The organism is Ktedonobacteraceae bacterium (genome assembly GCA_035653615.1).
Classification (GTDB): domain Bacteria; phylum Chloroflexota; class Ktedonobacteria; order Ktedonobacterales; family Ktedonobacteraceae; genus DASRBN01.
The window spans coordinates 146,108-168,057 of the sequence record DASRBN010000025.1 but is presented as its reverse complement, the minus strand read 5'-3'; the positions used below and the strand labels follow the sequence as shown (position 1 = coordinate 168,057).

Annotated in this window: 14 protein-coding genes; 8 read left to right on the top strand and 6 right to left on the bottom strand. The window is 54.2% G+C overall.

The window, feature by feature from the left end:
• Positions 1-231 precede the first annotated feature (231 nt).
• Positions 232-1,299 carry a phosphoribulokinase gene (locus VFA09_13380; protein ID HZU68262.1) on the top strand — a complete coding sequence of 356 codons (1,068 nt, stop codon included), beginning with the start codon at positions 232-234 and terminating at the stop codon, positions 1,297-1,299.
• On the opposite strand, the gene VFA09_13375 is transcribed toward VFA09_13380, so the two are convergent.
• The 3 genes from VFA09_13375 to VFA09_13365 all read right to left on the bottom strand — a co-directional run bounded on the left by VFA09_13375 (position 1,224) and on the right by VFA09_13365 (position 5,157).
• The gene (locus tag VFA09_13375) at positions 1,224-2,339 is read right to left on the bottom strand and encodes a site-2 protease family protein (GenBank protein HZU68261.1); all 1,116 of its coding nucleotides are present in this window, start codon (positions 2,337-2,339) and stop codon (positions 1,224-1,226) included. The genes VFA09_13380 and VFA09_13375 overlap by 76 nt on opposite strands.
• Before the next feature lie 132 nt (positions 2,340-2,471).
• The gene (locus VFA09_13370) at positions 2,472-3,806 is read right to left on the bottom strand and encodes an Nramp family divalent metal transporter (GenBank protein HZU68260.1); all 1,335 of its coding nucleotides are present in this window, start codon (positions 3,804-3,806) and stop codon (positions 2,472-2,474) included.
• A gap of 109 nt (positions 3,807-3,915) precedes the next feature.
• Positions 3,916-5,157 (bottom strand): competence/damage-inducible protein A, encoded by a 1,242-nt coding sequence (locus VFA09_13365; GenBank protein HZU68259.1) that lies wholly within the window; start codon positions 5,155-5,157, stop codon positions 3,916-3,918.
• 359 nt (positions 5,158-5,516) lie between these two features.
• On the opposite strand from VFA09_13365, the gene VFA09_13360 reads away from it, so the two are divergent.
• Both VFA09_13360 and VFA09_13355 read left to right on the top strand, forming a co-directional pair.
• On the top strand, positions 5,517-9,944 hold the full coding sequence (locus VFA09_13360) for an LAGLIDADG family homing endonuclease (GenBank protein HZU68258.1): 4,428 nt from the start codon (positions 5,517-5,519) through the stop codon (positions 9,942-9,944).
• Between the two features lie 399 nt (positions 9,945-10,343).
• Positions 10,344-11,981, top strand: a complete 1,638-nt coding sequence (locus VFA09_13355; GenBank protein ID HZU68257.1) for a choice-of-anchor Q domain-containing protein — start codon at positions 10,344-10,346, stop codon at positions 11,979-11,981.
• Positions 11,982-12,143: 162 nt separating this feature from the next.
• Here VFA09_13355 and VFA09_13350 read toward each other — a convergent pair whose 3' ends face one another.
• From VFA09_13350 to VFA09_13340, 3 genes are all read right to left on the bottom strand, one after another.
• A complete protein-coding gene (locus VFA09_13350; GenBank protein ID HZU68256.1) occupies positions 12,144-13,574 on the bottom strand; it encodes a tetratricopeptide repeat protein in 1,431 nt (476 codons plus the stop codon).
• Between the two features lie 5 nt (positions 13,575-13,579).
• Positions 13,580-15,388, bottom strand: coding sequence for a BTAD domain-containing putative transcriptional regulator (locus tag VFA09_13345; GenBank protein HZU68255.1), 1,809 nt, complete (start codon positions 15,386-15,388; stop codon positions 13,580-13,582).
• A 485-nt stretch (positions 15,389-15,873) separates the two neighbouring features.
• Positions 15,874-16,800 carry a LysR family transcriptional regulator gene (locus tag VFA09_13340; GenBank protein ID HZU68254.1) on the bottom strand — a complete coding sequence of 309 codons (927 nt, stop codon included), beginning with the start codon at positions 16,798-16,800 and terminating at the stop codon, positions 15,874-15,876.
• A 129-nt stretch (positions 16,801-16,929) separates the two neighbouring features.
• Between VFA09_13340 and VFA09_13335 the strand changes: the two genes are divergently transcribed.
• From VFA09_13335 to VFA09_13315, 5 genes are all read left to right on the top strand, one after another.
• Positions 16,930-18,303, top strand: a complete 1,374-nt coding sequence (locus tag VFA09_13335; GenBank protein HZU68253.1) for an MmgE/PrpD family protein — start codon at positions 16,930-16,932, stop codon at positions 18,301-18,303.
• A 22-nt stretch (positions 18,304-18,325) separates the two neighbouring features.
• Positions 18,326-19,147, top strand: a complete 822-nt coding sequence (locus tag VFA09_13330) for a phosphosulfolactate synthase (GenBank protein ID HZU68252.1) — start codon at positions 18,326-18,328, stop codon at positions 19,145-19,147.
• A gap of 151 nt (positions 19,148-19,298) precedes the next feature.
• Positions 19,299-20,588: an alkaline phosphatase family protein gene (locus VFA09_13325; GenBank protein HZU68251.1), complete on the top strand. Its 1,290-nt coding sequence runs from the start codon at positions 19,299-19,301 to the stop codon at positions 20,586-20,588.
• A gap of 18 nt (positions 20,589-20,606) precedes the next feature.
• Positions 20,607-20,762 carry a hypothetical protein gene (locus tag VFA09_13320; protein HZU68250.1) on the top strand — a complete coding sequence of 52 codons (156 nt, stop codon included), beginning with the start codon at positions 20,607-20,609 and terminating at the stop codon, positions 20,760-20,762.
• A 105-nt stretch (positions 20,763-20,867) separates the two neighbouring features.
• The gene (locus VFA09_13315) at positions 20,868-21,722 is read left to right on the top strand and encodes an alpha/beta hydrolase (GenBank protein HZU68249.1); all 855 of its coding nucleotides are present in this window, start codon (positions 20,868-20,870) and stop codon (positions 21,720-21,722) included.
• Positions 21,723-21,950: the final 228 nt, after the last annotated feature.

Here is a 21,950-nt window from a genome sequence, read left to right as displayed (position 1 = left end):
CCCTCATTTGGCTGCTTTAGGAAATGTGAGAACACACAATTATTTGTGATCGATAAGAGAGGTGACATATGGTTGAAAGCCGCTTCCCTCTGCTATACTTATAAGTACCAAATGTTTTCGCCTGTAGGCATCGCAATGAGCAACTTTTTTTTGAGTCGATTACTCGGAAAGGTAGCGCGTATGATTTTGGCAGAACCCAACAGCAAACGCAATACTGCTGAGTTTTAGCCTATGCAAAGAATGACAACTGCTCTCCAGCCCCTCATAGTAGCAATCTGTGGTGACAGCGGTTCGGGCAAAACAACACTGACAGATGGCATGGTGCGGGTTTTTGGGCAGGACCGCATCACACATATCTGTCTCGACGACTATCACATCCTTGACCGGGCGACCCGCTTGCAGCAGTCCATCACCGCTCTTCGACCTGAAGCCAATAATTTGCCGCTCATGACCGAGCATATTCGTCGGTTAGCCCGCGGCGAATCTGTGGTCAAGCCTGTTTACGACCATAAGACCGGTACGTTTGCCGCTCCTGAACGCGCCTGCCCATCCGAGATCATCATCGTGCATGGCCTGCATCCATTGTTTACGGAAGAACTACGCAGCCTGGCACATGTCCGTATTTATCTCGACCCTGAAACTGCCCTCTTGCAGCAATGGAAAATCATGCGCGACAGCACTTCACGTGGTTACACAGTTGAGCAAGTTCGCCAACAAATGAAGATTCGCCGTCGTGATAGTCGCCTTTTTATTCAGCCGCAAAAACAGTTTGCCGATATCATCATCCGCTTCTCACGCGGCGACCTGTATTACCGCACGCGTGACCTGGCGCACCTCGATGTGCGCCTGATTGAGGCCAAGCACGCCCCCAAAATCGACCTTACCGATGTCCTGGAAATGTCTCACAATGGCTCGCAGCCGGCCCTACGGCTCACCGAAGCCATCTATCAAGGGTCGATGCGCGATGTGCTGGAAATCGATGGCACCATCACGCATCAAAAAGCGCGCGAACTTGAAGACCGCATCTGGTCGCACATGCAGGAAGCCAGCCATCTCCGTCCTGATCGCTTGCAAGACCTGGGCCGCTTCTACACCGGTAACATCCAGCGGCAGAGCGATACACTTGCCCTCACCCAGCTCATCGTCCTCTATCACGTGATAAGCGCGCGCCAGCGTATGGAAAGAAACGAATCAGGCTCTACAGCACAGCAAGAGGTCTTTGATCAGTATCCCGGCCCAAAGATCAGCCCATGCGAAACCGACATCCCCAACACCAGCACAGCGGCCAGGCCAAAGTAGACAAGACTCAGTACAATACGTTCGAACACGGGTACGGCGTAGTACGCGCGCGCCTCGGGCGTATTCGGAACATGGCGGCGCGCCCAGAGCTGAGAACCCGCCATAAAGATGAAGAAGAGCAGCCAGATGGAAAAGTTGCCGTTGAACCACGACCAGATTTCGAAAGCGAGCAGGCCCAGGAAGCCGATGATCCAGATTCTGCGATCTATCGCGGCAAGAACACGCCCGCCGTCGAAAGGCACTATCGGTATCAGATTGAACAGGTTGATGAAAAAGCCGAAGTAGGCCAGTGGCGCCCAGATCGTATGCACACCAGGCGTCAACTGTGCCAGAAACAGGCAGACCGACGAGGCTATCGCGCCCGCAATCGGCCCGGCGATACCCACCTCTGCCTCATCTTTGGCATTTTTCGGCATCTGGCGCATAAAAACCGCGGCACCGAGCAGGGGAATAAAAACCACGCCCCCAATAGGCACACCTTTCATTTTCATGACCAGCGCATGACCCATTTCGTGTATGAATAGCAGTGCGACCAGGCCGATGGCGAAGGGCCAGCCAAAAATCCATGCGTAGGCGGCAATCGAAATGAGAGCGGTAATGCTTGCCAGCCCAAATTTCGCGAAGAAAGCCAGCCACTTGAAGTCGAACAGGAGTAATAACAGCGTCTTGAACTTGAGCAGCAACGCAATAATACTGGCACCGATACCGCCAAGACCCGCGAGACCTTTGCGTTTCTTGCCATCGCCGGCAGTGCCACGTCTGGCGGCCTCGCGCTGCTCCTGGCCGGCATCTATCGTATAGCCCTCCAGATTCGTAGGCCCGCGATATTCGCTCATCGGAGCCGGGTCGTAGCTGTTGACGAGCGTGGGACCTTGCGCGTTGTCATAATCGGGGTAGGATCGCAATGGTTGCAGGGATTGTACCGGCTGGGCAGAACGCGGCGCTCTCTCTGCATCCTGCTCATAATAGGCAGGGGTGGAGTAATCTACTTCGGCTGGCATTTCGCTATATTCGGAAAAATCACCCGGATTCCAGGACATACGTTCTTCGCCTCAATTCTGCTTGACCAGATGTTTCACTGTATTGCATTGTACCACAAAAGATATACGAAATACGAAACGAAGAGGTTACATACCATGGATAATCCGGTAGAGTGCAAGTTGGGATTGAAATTATATCGTCACACCGAAAATCGTATTCAGCAGCAAGAGTATGATCAGAATGCTGATAACGACGACCGTCGTCCAGGAAATGACGTTGAAGACAATCCCATTGACATGCCGTCCCATCAGGCGGCGATTATTGACCAGCAAAATGATGAATACCAGCAGAATGGGCAGCATAGCCGCATTCAGGTCCTGCAAGATGATCAGCACCTGGATGATGGGAAGTCCTGGAATAAGCGTGATGAGCACGCCCAGGATAATCAGGCCGGTGAAAATACTCTGGAAGACTGGAGCTTCACTGAAACTGCGTGAGACCCCACGCTCAAAACCGAAAGCCTCACAGATGGCGTAGGATGTGGAAAGTGGCAGAACGGCAGCGGCAAGCAATGATGCCCCAAACAGGCCAATGCCAAAAAGTAGCGAGGCATACTTACCGGCAAATGCCGCGAGCGCAAATGCCGCGTCGAGCGCGGTTTGCACGCTATGATGCGCCGGAAAGAGGGTAGCGCCAGTGGCAATAACCACAAATCCGGCGATGATCATCGCGAAAATGGTGCCGCTGTAGATATCCAGCTGTTCGTAGACATATTCACCGGCATGAATACCTTTATCGGCCACGGAAGACTGGACAAAAAACTGCATATATGGGCTGATGGTTGTGCCAACCAGCGCAACCGCCGTGAGCAAAAAGCCGCTGCTCGTACTGAGTGGTGGTACAATGATCTGCCGGCCAACTTCGCTCCAGGCAGGGTGAGCGGCAAATGCCGCCGGGATATAGGCGAGAAAGCCCAGCGACATAATGAGAAAGACTTTTTCGACGCGCCGGTACGACCCCTTGATGACAAGCCACCACAGAATGAGGCCCGCGAGTGGCACGACGAGATAGACAAATGGAGTATGTGGATCATTGGCCAGCACCTGCACGCTGGCACCGATGCCAAGAAATTCGGAGACGGTTACTCCCGTATTGGCGATCAGCAGCGCCAGCATCGCGAGAGCAGCCAGGCGTACTCCAAATTGTTCGCGGATGAGGTCGGCCAATCCTTTGCCGGTAATAGCTCCCATGCGAGCGCACATTTCCTGCACAATTGCCAGGCAAAAGCCGGAGATGGCAAGCGCCCACAGCAGGCTATAGCCATAGCTGGCGCCCGCCTGCGAAAAAGTTGCAATGCCCCCCGCGTCATTACCCGCATTGGCCGCAATCAGTCCTGGCCCTAACACGGCAAAGAGCCGAAATAGTGATGATGAACGAGTTAGGCCAAAACGCGACCGCGCTGTCTTCCTGTGGCGAGCGCGGTCTTTGGTTTTGAGTTCCTCTGTCTTCTCGCGTGGAGTATCCACGGGCTACTCACCCAGGAAAGAAGAGATACAGACTATTCTTACCTGTTTTTCCTTTCATCCAACCTTTCAGCAGATGATATCACGCTCTCTCAAGCTCTGACAAGAGGCGTTATTCCCCTTTTTTCACTCCCTCAAGGTGTAGCCTCAAAAGGTTGAGGGCCGCCAGCACGGATAAACGTTTGGTGTCTTCGCGGCTGGCCCGCCAGCCCGGCCCCATTCCCGTTACTACCCCATCCGGCCCTTCTATGGCTATATGAACGGTACCAACCGGCTTACCCTCTTGCGTATCAGGGCCTGCCACTCCGGTAATACCCAGGCCGTAGTCGGTATGCAGCAGTTCGCGAACCGCATGTGCCATAGCCCGTGCCGTTTGTTCGCTGATGACGCCATATTCCTCTATCACCTCACGTGGTACGCCCATCTGTATTTTGAGATCAGGACTATATGATACGATACCGCCAATAAAATGCTTAGAACTGCCGGGACTATCTGTAATCGTACTCGATAGCAGCCCTCCGGTCAGTGATTCCATCACCGCCAGCCATTGGTTACGGGCTACCAGATACTCACCTACTACCCCTTGTAAGGTGGCTTTATCTACGCCGAAAACATAATGCCCCAGAATCTGGCGCGCCTGTACCTCCATATCCGCGACTTTCTGCTCGGCCTCCGCGCGTGTTTCGCCCTTGGCGGTGATACGCACATCGACGGCATCGAGCTTGGCATAGGTCGCAATTGTGGGATTGGTGTTGTGCAGTAAGGGTTGCAGGCGTTCCTCGACAGCAGACTCCCCCAGGCCCCAGACGCGCAAGATACGCGTGAAGATCAGGCCGCCCGTATAGGGGCTAAGCCGGGGAATGACCTCCTCCTCCCACATGCGATACATTTCGCGTGGCACGCCGGGCATCGCCACAATAATATGCCCATCCTTCTGCACCCACCAGCCGGGCGCGGTTCCCCGCGGATTCGGCAGCGCCTGCGCCGAGGGGATCAGCGTGGCCTGTTTGACATTGCGCTCGGGCATCTGGCTATTGCGGGCCGCGAACATTGATCGCAACTCGGCTTCCAACTTAGGGTCTACCCGCATCGTTTCGCCTAACAGAGCACTGATGGATTCGCGGGCGAGATCATCTTCGGTCGGACCTAAGCCGCCGGTCATGACAATGAGGTCGGAACGTTCCCAGGCACGCCGTAGCGTTTCAACGATGCGCCCCTGGTTATCCCCTACCTGCGAGACAAAATAGAGATCGATGCCCAGGGCCGCGAGACTCTGGGCAAGATAGGTGGCATTGGTATCGGTAATATGACCGAGCAGCAATTCGGTACCGCAGGAAATAATTTCCGCGCGCATAATTCCTCCAAAATTGATAGCTAATAAGCAGGCGGTATTAGTAAAGATGTCATACCATAGAACATGACACGTTTATGTTCAGTGGTAGAGTAATGGCAAGCCGTTAGATTTTCCGGCAGACGTGCTTATATCATATCACACAATCATGTCAATCAATATGTTGTGCCAGAAAACATTAGAAAATCAATATGTTGTGCCAAAACCTTGAATTTCGACGTTTTACCAGGTATACTGTGTGGCGTAGGTCAAAACAATATGACCTTATGTATTTGAAACGAACGATGCATATAGGTATGGTAAGCGTGATGCATCGCATCCCTGCATGTAGTACGACCAGTGTAGTGAAGGAGAGCTAGTTCATGTTGGAGCAGAAGGGGCCTGCCAGAAAAGCCCAGCCGGGTACAGACCCGCAGCAAATGACGCAGTTAGAGGGGATTCGCCAGAAGGTGTTCATGGATAGATATTCCCTCAAGGACCCATCGGGTCAGCCGTTGGAATTTTATCCCGAGCAAACGTGGGCCAGAGTAGCGCGTGGCATTGCTGCCGTAGAGCCTACCGAGGAATTGCGCGAGCATTGGGAACAGCGTTTCTACGAGGCGCTCTCCGGTTTCCAGTTCGTACCCGGCGGTCGCATCCTGGCAGGAGCCGGGTCGGGTCACCAGGTGACGTTTTACAATTGTTTGAGCGCTGATACTCTTGTACATACAAAGCAAGGGCTAGTACCGATCGGTACTCTTCAGGGAGAACATGCTGTTTTGAGCGAAGGCGGCGTTTACCGGCCCGCGTTCTTCAAAAGCTACGGCAAACAGCAGCTCTGGAAAGTCACGTTAGCCAATGGCACCCAGATATATGCAACCGTTGACCACCAATGGGTTGTGAACAAAGAAAAAGGTGGTACCGAACGTGTCACAACTCGCGATCTTGAGGGGAGATGCATTCCTATCAATCCCCGTCCTGCTCCAGATTATGACAACGACTTTTCCGAAGGTGTACGGCACGGCATTGTCTACGGCGATGGCTCCGTACAATATGACCAGGCTCACGTCTGCCTGGTTGAGGAAAAAGAACAGCTAGCTGGCTGGTTTGGCTCCTATAGACACAAGGAGAGCGGCGGCTCGGTCGCGACTAAAGAGCATATCCGCGTTCAGGGACTTCCCGCCACATGGAAGAAGCTACCCACGAAAACGGCTTCTGCATCTTACTGGCGCGGCTTCGTAGCAGGCCTGATCGCAACGGATGGTCATGTTGACGAACGTGGCTCGGTCGCAATCTACAATAGAGACAGAGAAGCCCTGGAACGCATAGCTGAAGGAATGGCTATAGCGGGCTTCGTCTCATCCGGTATCACCATGACACGCGAGATTTCTCCTTATAGCGGGGAAGAAAAACCCGTGTACCGGCTGCAACTCTTCAAAGCAACTATCAACCAGCGTGATATCTTGCATCCGAAGCACCAGGAGAATTTCCTTCAATCGCCGGCAGCACGCAATGCTTCGATTCGTGTAGAGTCTGTCGAAGAAACCGACCGTTACGAGGAAGTTTACTGCTGCGTTGAGCCTGAGACGCATACCATCACCATCAGTCACGGCTACCTGACCGGGCAATGCTACGTGATTCCCAGCCCCGAAGACAGTCGCCAGGGCATCCTCGACAATTTGAAGACGATGACCGAGATTATGGCGCGCGGTGGCGGCGTTGGCATCAATCTTTCGACGCTACGCCCGCGCGGCTCCTATATCAAGACGGTGAACGGCACTGCTTCTGGTCCGTGTTCGTGGGCGCAACTCTATTCGGTGGCGACGGGGGATGTGATACAGCAGGGTGGCTCGAGAAGGGGCGCCTTAATGCTCATGCTTGACGATAACCACCCGGATATCGAAGAGTTCATCACGGTCAAGCGCACCGAGGGCAAGATCGAGCATGCCAATCTCTCGGTGGCCATCTCCGACAGGTTCATGCAGGCGGTAAAGGATGACGAGGACTGGGACCTGGTCTGGCAGGGTGAGGTTAAGAAGACCATCCGCGCCCGCGATTTATGGGACCTGATCTGCAAGTCGGCCTGGGAATCCGCCGAACCCGGCGTCGTCTTCATGGACAGGTACAATAAGCTGTCGAATACCTGGTATTACGAGGATATTCGCTGCGTGAATCCATGTGTAACCGGCGATACTCTTGTTTCAACTGAACACGGCTATACATACGCACGTGACTTGCAGGTAGGCATGAAAATTCGCACGCCAGCAGGACTAAAGCCCATTGAAAAGGTATATAACAATGGGCTTAAGCGCATTTATCGTGTGAACTTTTCTGATGGTGGCTATCTGGAAGGCACCGCCGATCACAAGCTGAAAGTTGTGCGTGGCAAAAAGTACCAGTGGGTACCCATAGCAGAGTTGACTGAAAATGATAAAGTCCTGGTTGTACCCAATGAAGCATTTGGACCACGCCAGAACCTTCCAAGAGAAGCGATGGAGTATATTACCAAACGCGAACTCAACGTTGCCAACTTTTATGATCGCAGACTTGGTCTGATCGTTGGCGCCGTACTGGGCGATGGATTATTGCGTGAAGTACAGATCAGGAACAGCCATTCTTATCAGTGCGTTGTGGCGTTCGGCACCCGCGAAGATGGCTGGTATGATACCTTCGCGAATCTGATGACAGATATGAATATCCATACTCATCGCACATTCCTCGAAAAAGATTTTGTTGGCGAAGGCGGCATTGCTATCAAGCATGCATCCATACGTTTAGAATGCTACAAATTGGCAACGTTGCTTGTTCGCATTGGCTTGAAAACCAATGTTAAGGCACCACAAAAGGCTATTCCTGCTGCTTTCATGCGCATGGAAAAAGATTTCCTGGCCGGCGTCCTTGATGGTCTCTTTTCAACGGACGGCAGCGTCCTGATGAAACAGGATAACCCGTTGCTGCGCTTCCATACGGCATCATATGAACTGGCACAGCAGGTACGTTTGATCCTGCTCCAGTTCGGCATTCACGGGCGCATCTATCGCGCAACTGGCGACGAGGATATCATGTACGATGGCCGCTCGATGTATGGTACCGGCGAGAAATATGATGTCGTTATCATGAACGAGGGTATCGCCCGCTTCTATTCAGAAATCGGTCTAAGCCATCCTGAAAAAGCAGTACGTCTGAAAGAGATCGCCGAAGATTGGCATTATATCGGAGGTACGTGGACAGCTTCGGTCGTTTCAATTGAGGATACCGAGCGAGAAGAAGAGGTCTATGACCTGTACGAACCCGATACGCTTACCTGGGTTACGAATGGATACTGCTCACTTGATTGCGGCGAACAAGGTCTGCCGCCTTGGGGCGTCTGTAATTTAGGTGCATTAAATCTTTCAGCATTTGTGAAAGACGGCAAGATGGATTACTCGCGCCTGGCAGAAATGAGCAAGGTAGCAATGCGCTTCCTGGACAATGTCATCGATGCCAACGAGTACTTCATCGAGGAGAATCGCCAGGCGCAACTTGGCACGAGACGTACCGGCCTGGGGACGATGGGGCTGGCAGACGCGCTGATTAAGATGAAAGTGGCCTATGGCAGCGAAGAGTCGATTCCGGTGATCGAGCGCATCTATAGCACCATTCGCGACGCGGCATACGAGGCTTCCGCCGATATTGCCGTCGAAAAAGGCTCGTTCCCCAGTTTCGAGCGCGACAAGTATATGCAGGGCAAGTTCATCCAGAAGTTGCCCAAGGCCATCCAGGAGAAGATCAGAAAGCAGGGCATTCGCAACGCCGTCCTGCTGACGCAGGCTCCGACGGGTACGACGAGCCTGCTTTCAGGCGTAAGTTCGGGCATCGAGCCGGTGTACGACTTCGCGATGGTGCGTCGTGACCGCACGGGCGAGCATATCCTGTATCATCCACTGTTACAGGAGTGGCGCGAGAAGCATCCAGACGAGCCAACGCCGAAATACTTCGTCTCCGCGAACGACCTGACGCCTGAAGAACACGTGCGCGTGCAGGCAACCATCCAGAAGTATACGGACTCCAGTATCAGCAAGACGGTCAACGCACCCAACAGCCATACGGTAGAAGATGTGCAGACGCTCTACCGGCTGGCATACGAACTGGGCTGCAAGGGCATCACCTATATGCGTGACGGCTCGCGTGTGGGCGTGCTTTCGCATATCGAGGAGAAGAAACCGGAACCGCAGGAGCAGCAGGCCGCCGTAATGACGCCGGTGACTTCGATCCAGCAGGGGGTCAAGCCGCGACCGCCGGTCGTGCAGGGATACACGCGCCAGGTGAACGCGCCGGAGGGGAAGATCAACGTCACAATCAACAGCGACGAGCATGGGCCATTGGAAGTGTTTGTCAACGTTGGCAAGGCCGGCAGCGATATAGCAGCCCTGGCGGAGGCGTTGGGTCGTCTGATCTCCTTAAACCTGCGCATCCTCAGCCCGCTCTCGCAGACTGACCGTGTCAAGGAAATCGCCGACCAACTGCGCGGTATTGGTGGCAGTCGTTCGGTGGGCTTCGGCCCGCAGCAGGTACGCTCGCTGCCCGACGCGGTCGCCCGCGCGCTCGAACTGCATGTCGAATCCCTGGAACAGGAGGCCGAGCAGCAGGCGGATTCATCGTCTGCCGCTAATGGGATAAACGGCGCTCAAACGGATGCCTCGAATTCAAGCCCATTGCGCCTCAGCCGTCTGAGCATCACGGGCAACCTCTGCCCTCAATGTGGTTGCAATACGATGGTGTACGAGGAGGGATGCAAGAAGTGCTATAACTGCGGGCATAGTGAGTGCTAAGTTCAGACTAAGTTTTAGAGAAGGCCTGAGAAACAGCCTGGTGGAAGCCTATATATACTTCCACCAGGCTGTTTCTATCTGGTAAATCCTCTGTACTTTTTGACTGAAAGGGAACATAAAGAGGAAAACCGACAACGCCTTACACAGTAATTCATCGACCGATTTTTCCCCATTAATAACTACCCTGGCAGGCACAAACGCTTTATCTACTAACCAGAAGCAATTGCGGAGTCCGAAAATAGAAACTGGCTGTTGTTGCGTTTCTGTTGCGTTTCTGTTGTGCCAATTCCGTATGCTACCTTCACAGAGTTGAAGACCACGAACTGACTACTCCAAAGAGCGCCAGGGTCTTCTAGCAGCAGAGCGGCGCCTGAATAGCGCCAGAAAGGATCATCTCTCTTGAAGTACCGAACGACATTTTCTCTCGCCTCCTGGGTGCGCCTCCTCGCGTTCAGTTGCCTGCTGGGCTTTGGCTTGCTGAGCGGCACGGCGCTGGCCAGAAGCAAAGCCCATGCCGCAACCACCCTCGTCGTCAGTGATTGTAGCGATGATAGCCAGCTGCAAGCCGACGTCAGCCAGGCCAACACTGATAATGCTGGCGATAGCATTACCTTCAGTTGCAGCGGCGACATCAAGCTCAACGATACACTCTACATCACTGGCAGCATGACTATTGATGGCAGCGGGCAGACGATCACCCTGGATGGATACAATCAGGTGCAGGTGATCTCCACCTCCAGTAGCGACCTCATCCTCAACGCCCTCACCATCGCCAATGGCTCCTCTGTGAGCGGCGGCGGCGCCATCTACAACGGGGGCACGCTGAGTATCAGTAACAGTACACTGAGCAACAATTCCATTACCCAGCAGTTTGGTAGCGCCGGCGCCATCTACAACGATGGCACGCTGAGTATCAGCAATAGCACACTGAACAATAACTCCACTCCCGGCGCGCATGCCTCCGCCGGTGGCATCTCCAACTATGGTACGCTGAGCATCAGCAACAGTACACTGAGCGGCAATTCCACTTCCGGCGTCGCCGGCGCCATCTACAACGATGGCACCCTGAGCATCAGCAATAGCACCATCGCCAACAACTCGGCCGCCGACGGCGGCGGCATCTACAACAGTAGTGGCACGCTGAGCAGCGACGGCAGCATCGTGGCCAACAACACCGGCGGTGACTGCTTGAACTTTGCCAGCCTGCAGGACCAGGGCTACAACCTGGACAGCGATGGCAGTTGCTTCACGGCCCCAACGAGCCTGCACACCAACCCGCAGCTGGCCGCGCTGGCCAATAATGGCGGGCCAACTCAGACCATGGCCTTGCAGCAAGGCAGCCCGGCTATCGACATCATCCCTACCAGCAGCAATCTCTGTCCCAGCACCGATCAGCGCGGCGATGTTCGCCCCGACGATGGGGAGAGCGCCTGCGATATGGGCGCCTACGAGTCGAACTATGCCTCACTCAGTCTGAACGGAACCACCGTCAACGCCACCGAAGGCGCGGCTTTCAGTGGAGCAGTGGCCAGTGGCACCTACGCCGGCAGTAGCAAACTCTCGGCGACCATCAACTGGGGGGACGGCGCTCACAGTCGTGGCATCATCAGTGGCACAGGCACCTTTACGGTTAGTGGTCGCCATATCTATGCCGAGGAAGGCAGCTACACCATCAGCATCACCGTCAGCGCCGGTAAAGGCAATAGCGTTAACGTCACCAGTGCGGCAACGGTCAGCGATGCGCAACTCACGCTGACCCATGTGCAGCCCAGGCCATTGAAAAATCTGTTTGCGGCTCTGCAGGCCAGCTTCACTGATGCTGATCCTCACGGACAGGTCGGCGATTATACGGCCACTGTCAATTGGGGGGACGGCAATACCACCCAGGTGAACATCAGCAAAAATCCCCATGGCAAGGGCTTTGTGCTGACCGGGGTGCATCAGTATACCAGGAAAGGCACCTACAGTGTGATACTTACCGTCACGGATAGCGGTGGCAGCCTGGCAACAATCACCGTGATTATGACCGTCAAGTAAGCGATTGCGTACCCTTCGTTCTCAGTGAATTACTCAGAGTCATGCCCAGGCTTGTTTGCCTGGACATGACCCAGAGTAATTGTTGGCAAGGCAGCACCGAAGCGCTGCCAGAAAGGAAACATCAAGCTGGCCTGGCCTCAAGAAAGGGGCCGTTTCGTCCTATCAGATGTCTTGCAGTTCGCCCAGGATTTCCGCTAGCACGGCATCCAGGTTCAGACATTTCCCCGCTTCCCAGGCGGAGGCAAACTGCTCTGGCGAAAGTGCCGCTTCACACTCTGCTCGTGCAAGACGTATGCTTCGCTTGATTTCCGCCATCTTGATGGCAGGGTGCGCCTGATTTTCAACCAGCCCTAACCAGGTCGCTGCCTGCAGCGGTTTGCCCTGTAGTACCCAGAGACGCGCCGCTCTGCATAGAACGTTCAGTTTATCGTTTTCACCCGCAAAGCGGAATGCCGCTTCCAATGCTTCTCGCAATGCCGGACGGACACGGTCATCTCGATGAAGCTGCTGATAAATGATGGCGAGATTGCTTAAGATGTCCGCCAGCAGACTACTGGATGGTTCGGGATCGCGAGTAAGACTCTGCTCGAAATACGCCTGCGCGCTGATCAGATCCCCCTGAGTCATCGTCACCTCACCCAGCCTGTACAAGCATAAGATCTCTCTTTCCAGAATGCCAGCCGTGTGAGCCGCATCAAGACTTTGCTCCAGGTAATTTTTGGCGAGCGCATAGGCATCCTGATAATACGCGGCCAGCCCTAGATTTGTCAGCGCCATAGCTGTGCCAGCGATATCTCCAAGCACACGGAAGAGAGCAAGAGCCTGCTCCAGGTAATCGCCGGCGGTACGATATTGTTCAAGCCGGTTGGCCAGATAGCCCAGGTTGTTGAGGCAAGTTGCGGCCCCTTCCTGATTCCCGATTTCCCGATTGAGTGTGAGGCATTGTTCCAGGTAGAGCTGCGCGGCGTCATTCTTCCGTGTGTAAATGGCAAGTACGCCGAGATTATTCAGGACCTCCGCCATCCCCCGGCGATCACCGATCTTTTCATAGAGAAGAAGGCTTTCTTCATAACATTTTTGGGCTTCCTCATACTGCCTCTGGCTCCTGAGAGCGTTGCCATACGTGTTCAGGCTGAGGGCAAGCAGAGGCTCATCATGGATGAGCCGGGCAATGGGAAGAGCCTGCCCGGCATACTCAACGGCCCTTTCATACTCGGCGACCCGCATATGTGTTTCAGTTAAATCGAGTAACAGCATCAATTCCACGCGTCGATCGCTGAACCGGCGTGCAGCGATGAGACCAGCTTCAAGCCAGCGCAGATAGTCCTGAGGAAGCAGGCGGAGTTTGTAAATATCCGGACAAGCTCCCGCGTAAGCACTACACAATGCGGATGCCTTTTCATCCTGTCCGGCGTGTGCTACGCTCCATGCGTGCCACAGCTGCACCTGTTCACGTTCCAGATCAAACAAGCTCAGCGCCTGAACCGCGCTTTCACCGCCCAACTGATAAGCTCGCTCTGCCGCCTGTAACTGCTCCAGGTAGTACTGCGCGAGACGGTATTGCGCGGCCCGCAGGCGTGGTGCTTGTTCCATCTCGTTCACTCCTCCAGAAGCGAACGGGCGTGCAATGCAAGGAGAGCATGCAGTTGAAACCGCCCGCCGCTGACCGGTTCCAATAGTCCGCGATTGACGAGGGCACGGATGGTGGGGCGCGGGTCGTCTATGCCCCAGGCGACAGCCATGACCTGCAAAGAGAAGGTAGCAGGTTTGGGGGCGAACATTCCCAGGTAGGCGAAGCGCTCGCGCGTCTCGGGATCAAGCGCATCGGTGCTGCGTTTGAGCAAGGCAGCAATGGTGGGCGTCGTATCGCGCCCGGCACCGACTACGTCGCTGGGAGCTTGAGCTGCGAGCAATCCCGCGCCTTCACGCAGTTCGGCGAGTAATTCGCCCACTCCCCAGCCGAGGCGAACTTCATTTTGCAATAATCGCCCGGCCACTTGAATAGCAAGCGGCAGCCCTTCCAGGTCGCGCACCAGGGCGCGTGCTTCGTCCGGGTAATCGACAACTGTTTTGGGTGACAGGATGCCGAGAAGTTCGAGGGCCGGTTCATCGGAAAGGACCGGCAAGCGATACAGGTCAGTCGATGTTGGAGCCAGGGCCTGAGCCACATCATTCAGGCGGCTGGTCATGACCAGGGCGCAGCCATGCCCACCAACCTTGAACGGTGCGGCATGTTCCACTTGCCAGAGATCATCGATGATCAGCAGCATCCGCCGGTCGCGTAAGGCGGCAGTGAGTTGGGCGGTAATTGTCTCCAACTGGGGAACCTGTCCAGGGGTGGTGAGATGCAGGGACCCGGCCCAGACCATCAGTTCTGCCAGCAGATCAGGTGCTTCGCCCAGCGACGTCCAGAGGACGCCATCGGGGAAAGCCTGTGCGATATCAGGATCATGCGCCAGCGCTGCCACGATGGTGCTTTTGCCCACACCAGGCCAGCCTTGCACAACCGTTACGGGCCGCAATTCACCGCCGATGCCGGCCCGTTCTTTGAGATCCTGTAACACTCGCTCGCGCCCAACCACCAGGGAAGGCAGCGGTGGCAAAACTCCGTAAGCCGGGGAAATGGCGCTAGCCTTTGGCAAAGCCGCGACTGTATTGGCTCTGATAGCTTTGTACAGAGCTGTGGTTTCCTCCTCGGGCGGCGTAGCCAGTTCGGCATCGAGGATCGCAACACAATCGCTATACTGGCGCAATGCCTCGGCTCGCTGCCCGTTGGCGGCATACAGTTGCATCATCATGCGTTGCGCAGGCTCGTGCAGAGGATCGAGGGAAAGCCAGCGACGCGCGTACGCTAAGGCCTCCTGGTAGTGGCCCTCCCCGCCATAATATCCTGCCACCTTACGTAACGCTCCCGCATATTCTCGCCGCAGCCACCCCCTTTGAAACATCTGCCAATCATCATACTCGACGCTATCCGGAATCGTGAAGCCGGTCAAGAAATCATCGTGGTATAGAGCAATCGCATGTTCGAGCAGGCTAAGACATTGGGGACATAAGCTGTCTGATGGGTGCTGGTGCGACCGGCCTTGCGCCAGTAATGCCAGGAATTCTGCCGTATCCACCCAGATTAGCTCGTGTTTGAGCGCGATCGTCTGACGATCAACTGTGAGCCAGCTTTCAGGGAAGAGCGAAGTCAACGCGGGGAGCGTACTGCGCAGTGCCGCACGCGCGTGTTCTTGATCGAGATCAGGCCAGAGCAGGGTTGCCAATGCATCACGACTCTGTGGTAAATGCGTTAACGCAAGATAGGCGACCAGTGCGAGAGCCTTGCGACGGACGACCTCAATCGCCCGTCCCTGATAGACTATGCGAGGTAGGCCGAATAAATACAGGTTAATAGCCGCCATACGTACTCCATTTGGCATCATTCAGGGTAAGGATCAGGTACCACAGTAAGCCATGAAACAGGCTCTCTCGCATGTCATGTTGCGCTCAGCATGACACGTCCCGGTCAGGTTTTTCATAGCACAGCATTATCATAACTGCATATCAAACCAAATGAGATTACAGCTTAACCATACCGTAAAATACATCTATTGTCAAGCGAGCGTATTCAGAACAAACGCATGCATTGAATGCATTTTCAACCTGGATTATTTGGTGATTCCCCAGAAGTCGGGCGGCTCAGTTGAGGTGGCTCAGTGCATGGAAAGGGGCGAGGGATGCTTCGTTGCACTCAGCATGACATGTCCGGGCATGTCATGCTGAGTGCAACGAAGCATCCCTCGCCCCAGCTCTGTCATGCTGAGTGTAACGAAGCATCCCTCGCCCACTTATAAGGAATCACCAGGGATTATGGCGTTTTAGGCCGGTAGAAATGAAACAATCAGCTTCAGACCTCACGAAAAGAAGCCGTCGCTTGTCGCACAATCATCTGAATAAACTCCCGCGCCGCCCGCGAAATAGACCCGACGCGCCTGTAGACCAGCGCGAAAATAAACTCCTCTCGCAAATCGCTAACCGGTAACAGCACCAGGTCATTGCCAACCTGAGATGGACGAATCAGAGCGGGAAGGGTCAGCGTCACGCCTATGCCCTGCCTGACCATCTCTTTCAGTCCCTCAACCGATTCTATTTCAATGAGAGGATGAAGTGGCACTCCCCGTTGAAAAAAGATTCTTTTAGTGATCTGACCCATGCGCGAAGTTTCATCCAGTAGTATCATGGGTTCTGTCGTGATCTGCTCCAATGTAACTGCCGCAGTCTTTGCCTGAGCCAACGGATGTTGAGCCGAAATGAGCAGGTGCAGCGGCTGGCGAAATAACTCTTTGACGATCAGCAACTCCGATTGCAATCTCGGATCAAGGATCAGGCCAAGTTCCACTTCGCCCTGCTCTACCGCTGTAACCAACTCATCTGTATGGTTCACGCTCACCTTCAAGCGCACATTGGGAAATTGCCGGTGAAAAGAGGCAAAGAGAGATGGCAGAAACGCGCTGGCCAGCGATTCGATGCAGCCAATGCGAATCGTGCCGCGCTCGCCCGCCCGCAACTCGGCCAGAAATTGCTGGCCCTCCTGTAGCTGCTCCATCGCATTTCTCACGTAGATGGCAAATTCCTGCCCTGCCGGGGTCAACGCCACCCGCTTCTTGTTGCGCGTGAAGAGTTCGACCTCTAATTCGTCCTCCAGCGCCGCGATCTGGCGACTCAACGCGGATTGCGCTACCAGGCACAATTCAGCCGCTTTGCGAAAGTTTTGTGTCTGGGCCGCGGCCAGAAAATAGGTAAGCTGGTAGAACTCCATCGGGGTTCCTTTCATCTATTGATCTCATTTTAAGATCAACATTATATCAAACAGGTGTTGGACGCATCAAGTCTTCTTGCCTATACTATGAATATGATCCTTGTCTTGTGAAGAACTTTCGCATGGAGCAGAAAAGAGAAAAATATGACACAGGTTGAACAACTTGCCGCCTTCGTAGAACGCATGCGGTATGAAGACCTTTCCGAGGAAGCAAGCCAGCAGCTCAAGATTCACATGCTCGACGCCCTCGGCTGCGCTTTTGGTGCGCTTGAGGGGCCACCCATCGCGCTGATAAGGGAGCAGCTTCAGGATTTCGGTGGCAAACCCCTGGCGACGTTGATTGGCGATGGGAAAAACGCGCCCGACCGCGCTGCTTTTTACAACTCGGCGCTGGTGCGCTACCTCGACTTCAATGATAGCTACCTTGCCAAAAAGGAAACCTGCCACCCCAGCGATAATCTTGGGGCGGTGCTGGCCGCGAGCGAGTATGCGCATGGCAACGGCAAGCAACTCCTGACGGCCCTCGCCATCGCCTACCAGGTACAGTGCCGGCTCTCAGATGTAGCTCCGGTGCGCGCGAAGGGCTTCGACCACACAACGCAGGGAGCTTACGCGGTGGCCGCCGGTGTGAGTAAGGCGCTCGGCCTCGATCAGAAGAGAACCGCGAACGCTATTGCAATAAGCGGAACGGCTTACAATGCCCTGCGTGTCACGCGAACTGGAAGCCTCTCTAACTGGAAAGGATTGGCCTATCCTGACACTGCCTTCGGCGCCACCCATGCCGCCTTCCTCGCCATGCGCGGTATTAGCGGCCCCCTGGAAGTCTTCGAGGGAAACAAGGGCTTCATGGACTCCATTGCCGGGCACTTTGAAATGGATTGGAGTAAGGAGAACCTCGAGGCCGTCCGGCGCACGAGCGTCAAGAAGTACAACGCGGAGTTCCACTCGCAGACCGCGCTCGAAGGCGTTCTTGAACTGCGCGCTGCCCATCACCTGCGTGCAGAAGAGATCGAGAGCGTTAACATCGACATTTTTGATGTCGCCTATAACATCATCGGCGGGGGTGAAGAGGGTGATAAGCGACAGATACACACCAAGGAAGAGGCCGATCACAGCCTGCCCTATATAGTGGCAGTTGCCCTGCTGGATGGCGAGGTGACGCCTGAGCAATACGCGCCGGAGCGCATCGTGCGCCAGGATGTGCAAAGCCTGTTGCGCAAGGTAACGATCCGGCCTGACGACGAATTGAGCAAACGTTTCCCGGATGAAATGCCCTGCCGCATCCAAATCACGCTCAAAAATGGGCAAACATTCCATGTAGAGAAGCAGGACTACGAGGGATTTTACACACGTCCAATGTCGTGGGAGCAGGTCATCGCCAAATTCGAGCGGCTGGCCGCACCATACACGGACGCCACACAACGCGCCTCAATCATAGAGACTGTGGCCGGCCTGGAAACGAAAGATGTAGTGGAGTTGACCGCATTATTGGGCACATCTACTGTGCATATCCATTAAACAGAGAAAGAGAGGCTATATCATGAGCGAACGTGCATTTCCATTTATTCGTATGAACGAGCGCGCGGGCAAGCCGCGCACACGAGGTATCACCGAAATTCGGGGACCATACTATACACCCATGGGCAAACGCTACCTGGAAGATATCCTGGAGACGATGGGTGATTACGTCGACTCGTTGAAATTCGCGGGCGGATCATTCACACTGATGCCGGAAAAGCAACTACGAGAAATCATTGATCTTGCGCATCGCTACAATGTGCTGGTCTCCACCGGCGGCTTCATCGAGCATGTGCTTACCCAGGGACCCGAGATAGTAAACCGCTACATTGAAGAGTGCCGTAACGTGGGCTTCGATATTCTCGAAATCTCCAGCGGCTTCATCACCATTCCGGTCGACGACTGGCTGCGGCTGGTCGAGAAGGTGCAGAAAACGGGACTCAAGGCCAAGCCGGAAGTCGGGATTCAGTTTGGCGCGGGCGGCGCCAGTGCTGCCGAGGAGCTTGAGTCCGAGGGCACCAGGGACGTGGAATGGGCCATCGGGCAGGCCAGGAGATTTCTAGAGGCCGGTGCCTATATGATTATGCTCGAGTCCGAGGGGATTACCGAAAACGTCAAAACATGGCGAACCGATGCCGCGGCCAAAATCATTGGCGCTCTGGGCTTAGAGAAGGTGATGTTCGAGGCCGCCGACCCGGAAGTGTTCGCGTGGTATATCAAGAATTACGGGCCTGAAGTCAACCTCTTCGTCGATCATAGCCAGATTGTTCAACTGGAATGCTTGCGAGCAGGGATATGGGGAACCAAGAGCCTGTGGGGGCGCGTCCTGACATATAAAGGATAGAAGTGAGAGGTGAGCTAATCGACTCACCTCTTTTTTTACATTACTCATTGCACTCCAAACGTTATATGTTATAATAGCAGCAGGGGACAAATTTCTTTCCATACTCGCAATTTGATGTGTTTATCCTTTTTACAATTGGGGGAAACTCTCTATGAAAAGGTACCTGCGCATCCTGCTGATCCTCGTTACACTCTTTGTCGCAAGCAATACGCTCATTCAATCCAGGGAATCTATTCCACGTGCCCATGCTGATAGCCTCATTCAGCACATCGTGATCATGGTCAAGGAAAACAGAACGTTCGATAACATGTTCGGCACCTTTCCAGGAGCTAATGGGGCCACGACATATGACTGCAAAGGGCAAATACTTCCCATGAATCACGAACCTGACCACCTGAAGGCAGACCTGGGACACACCTGGCAGAATGCGACCGCCGCCTACGATAACGGGCTGATGGACAAATTTTGCAAGAACGTCGACGCAAAGCAGTACGGCATCGATGTCTCCGATGCGCAGTTCCTGCAATCTGATATCCCCAACTACTGGCAGTATGCCCAGACCTTCGCTCTCAGCGACAATTTCTTCTCCACCATCCTGGGGCCATCCTTTCCCAATCATATCTTCACTATTGCCGGAGAGGATAATAACGTAGATGGGGTGGTACATAACAGTAAACCACGTGGCACTTCAGGCTGGGGCTGTGACTCACCACCGCAAACGCGCGTAGAGGAACGCAACGAGTACAACCAGGTCACAGACGTATTTCCTTGTTTTGACTTCCAGACGCTCGGCGATTTGCTCGATCAGGCAGGTATAACATGGAAATACTACGCGCCACCTCAAGGCGTCAATGGCTATAGCTGGTCTACCTACGATACTATTAATCACATTCGCAATGGCCCGGACTGGACAAAGAATGTTGTGCCCTACACGCAATTTGCCAGTGACGCGGCGAGCGGTCAACTTCCACAGGTAAGCTGGCTGGTGCAGACCGGTAAAATTAGCGATCATCCACCCTATAGCATTTGCAAGGGCGAGAACTGGACGGTCTCGCAAATCAACGCCATCATGGGCAATCCAGACGAATGGGCGAGTACAGCAATCATACTCACCTGGGATGACTGGGGCGGATTCTACGATCACGTTGTTCCGCCGCAAGGCCCCAATCCCGTTATCCAATATGGTTTCAGAGTTCCGACAATCGTAATTTCACCGTATGCCATCCCTGGCTACATCGACCATACCTTCTTCACCTTCAGTTCCATTTTGAAGTTTGTGGAGGATAACTGGGGGTTGCCATCTCTTACAAGTCTGGATGGGGGTTCCAATGACATGATGACTTCTTTTAACTTCAATCAGCAACCCTTGCCACCCCTGGTGCTTCAACAAAGAACATGTCCGGCGGCACCGAATTACCCGGATATGGTCTTTGACGATTGATACAGGAAGATGGAATACTTGCTGGTTGGTAGTCAGGTGAGAGAGATCGTCATCTACCGGCGTGAAAACAACTGGATGCCAGATTACTATCAATCCGGTGACCTGGTGGAACTCAAAAGTATCGGCGTGGGCTTCCCTTTTGACGCTGTTTACCAGCGTATCACTCTGGAGTGACGGCTTGCCGTGTCCTGGTCCAAGTTTCCTAATAATACAGGGTCGTTCCTGACCGCTTTCCATGCTATCATATCGATAGACACATGAAAAGAAAGGGATGATACTATGTCAAACGCAGAACACATCCAGGCGGGATACGCGGAGGTAAACGGCACAACACTGTACTATGAGGTTGCTGGTACAGGACATCCATTCATACTCATCCATGGACACCTTCTGGATAGAAGATCGTGGGATGATCAGTTCGATGTCTTTGCGCAACGATACCGGGTCATCCGCTATGACCAGCGAGGCTTTGGCGACTCAGGGTTAATTACAAAAGGAGAATCGTATTCTGATCGCCAGGACCTCTATGAACTGATGAAATTCCTGGGCATCGAGAGCGCCTATCTGATGGGAGTCTCTGGCGGGGGCGCGCTGGCAATCGACTTTACGCTTGAGCATCCTGAGATGGTCAACGCGCTGATCCCGGTCACAGCAGGCGTCAGCGGATTCCGGCCATCAGAAGACATGATGAAGCAGTATCCAGATGTAGTGCGCATGTATACGAGTCTGGATAAAGCTTTTGAGCAGCACGACATAGCGCGGGCGGTTGAAATCTCGCTCGAACTGTGGACGGATGGGCCGGGACGATTGCCGGGGCAGGCGGCTCCCGATGTGCGCGAGCGGGTACGCGAGATGACGACTCGCAACTGGACGCGGCCAGATGATGAGGCGCAGGCCGAGACACCACCGGTGCGATTAGAGCCACCGGCTATTGGTCGTCTTTCGCAGATTGCCGTCCCTACGCTCGTCATTCTAGGAGAGTGGGACGGGCCAAATCCGTTGGAGCAACTGGTAGCAGAAATCCCAGGAGCGAAAACGGTGGTCATGGCAGGAGCTGCTCATCATCCGTTTATGGAGAAGCCGGCTGAGTTCAACCAGATCGTGCTGGATTTCCTGGCATCGCTCACTTCGTAGCAGACCCGGCGCTTGAGAATAGGCATCCCTGCCTTTGCAGAAGCGATTTGATGATTCCCCAAAGTAGCGCAGATCAGGTATACGAAGCGATAGCGCCGCAGGGATTCTTCGTTATTCGGGAAAGATCATGGAATGCTCGACCCTGGACATAGCATACCTCCTGACTTACAGCATGGTTAAGAAATCTCAACCGGTTTTTCCTTGACGTTGGATATATATTGGGTATAG

Bases quoted from the DNA above. Each gene is read 5' to 3' on its own strand.
- VFA09_13330 (HZU68252.1), top strand. From the start codon at position 18,326: ATGAGCGAACGTGCATTTCCATTTATTCGTATGAACGAGCGCGCGGGC.
- VFA09_13360 (HZU68258.1), top strand. From the start codon at position 5,517: ATGTTGGAGCAGAAGGGGCCTGCCAGAAAAGCCCAGCCGGGTACAGAC.
- VFA09_13325 (HZU68251.1), top strand. From the start codon at position 19,299: ATGAAAAGGTACCTGCGCATCCTGCTGATCCTCGTTACACTCTTTGTC.
- VFA09_13350 (HZU68256.1), bottom strand. From the start codon at position 13,574: ATGGAACAAGCACCACGCCTGCGGGCCGCGCAATACCGTCTCGCGCAG.
- VFA09_13340 (HZU68254.1), bottom strand. From the start codon at position 16,800: ATGAAAGGAACCCCGATGGAGTTCTACCAGCTTACCTATTTTCTGGCC.
- VFA09_13335 (HZU68253.1), top strand. From the start codon at position 16,930: ATGACACAGGTTGAACAACTTGCCGCCTTCGTAGAACGCATGCGGTAT.
- VFA09_13380 (HZU68262.1), top strand. From the start codon at position 232: ATGCAAAGAATGACAACTGCTCTCCAGCCCCTCATAGTAGCAATCTGT.
- VFA09_13375 (HZU68261.1), bottom strand. From the start codon at position 2,339: ATGTCCTGGAATCCGGGTGATTTTTCCGAATATAGCGAAATGCCAGCC.
- VFA09_13315 (HZU68249.1), top strand. From the start codon at position 20,868: ATGTCAAACGCAGAACACATCCAGGCGGGATACGCGGAGGTAAACGGC.
- VFA09_13365 (HZU68259.1), bottom strand. From the start codon at position 5,157: ATGCGCGCGGAAATTATTTCCTGCGGTACCGAATTGCTGCTCGGTCAT.
- VFA09_13345 (HZU68255.1), bottom strand. From the start codon at position 15,388: ATGGCGGCTATTAACCTGTATTTATTCGGCCTACCTCGCATAGTCTAT.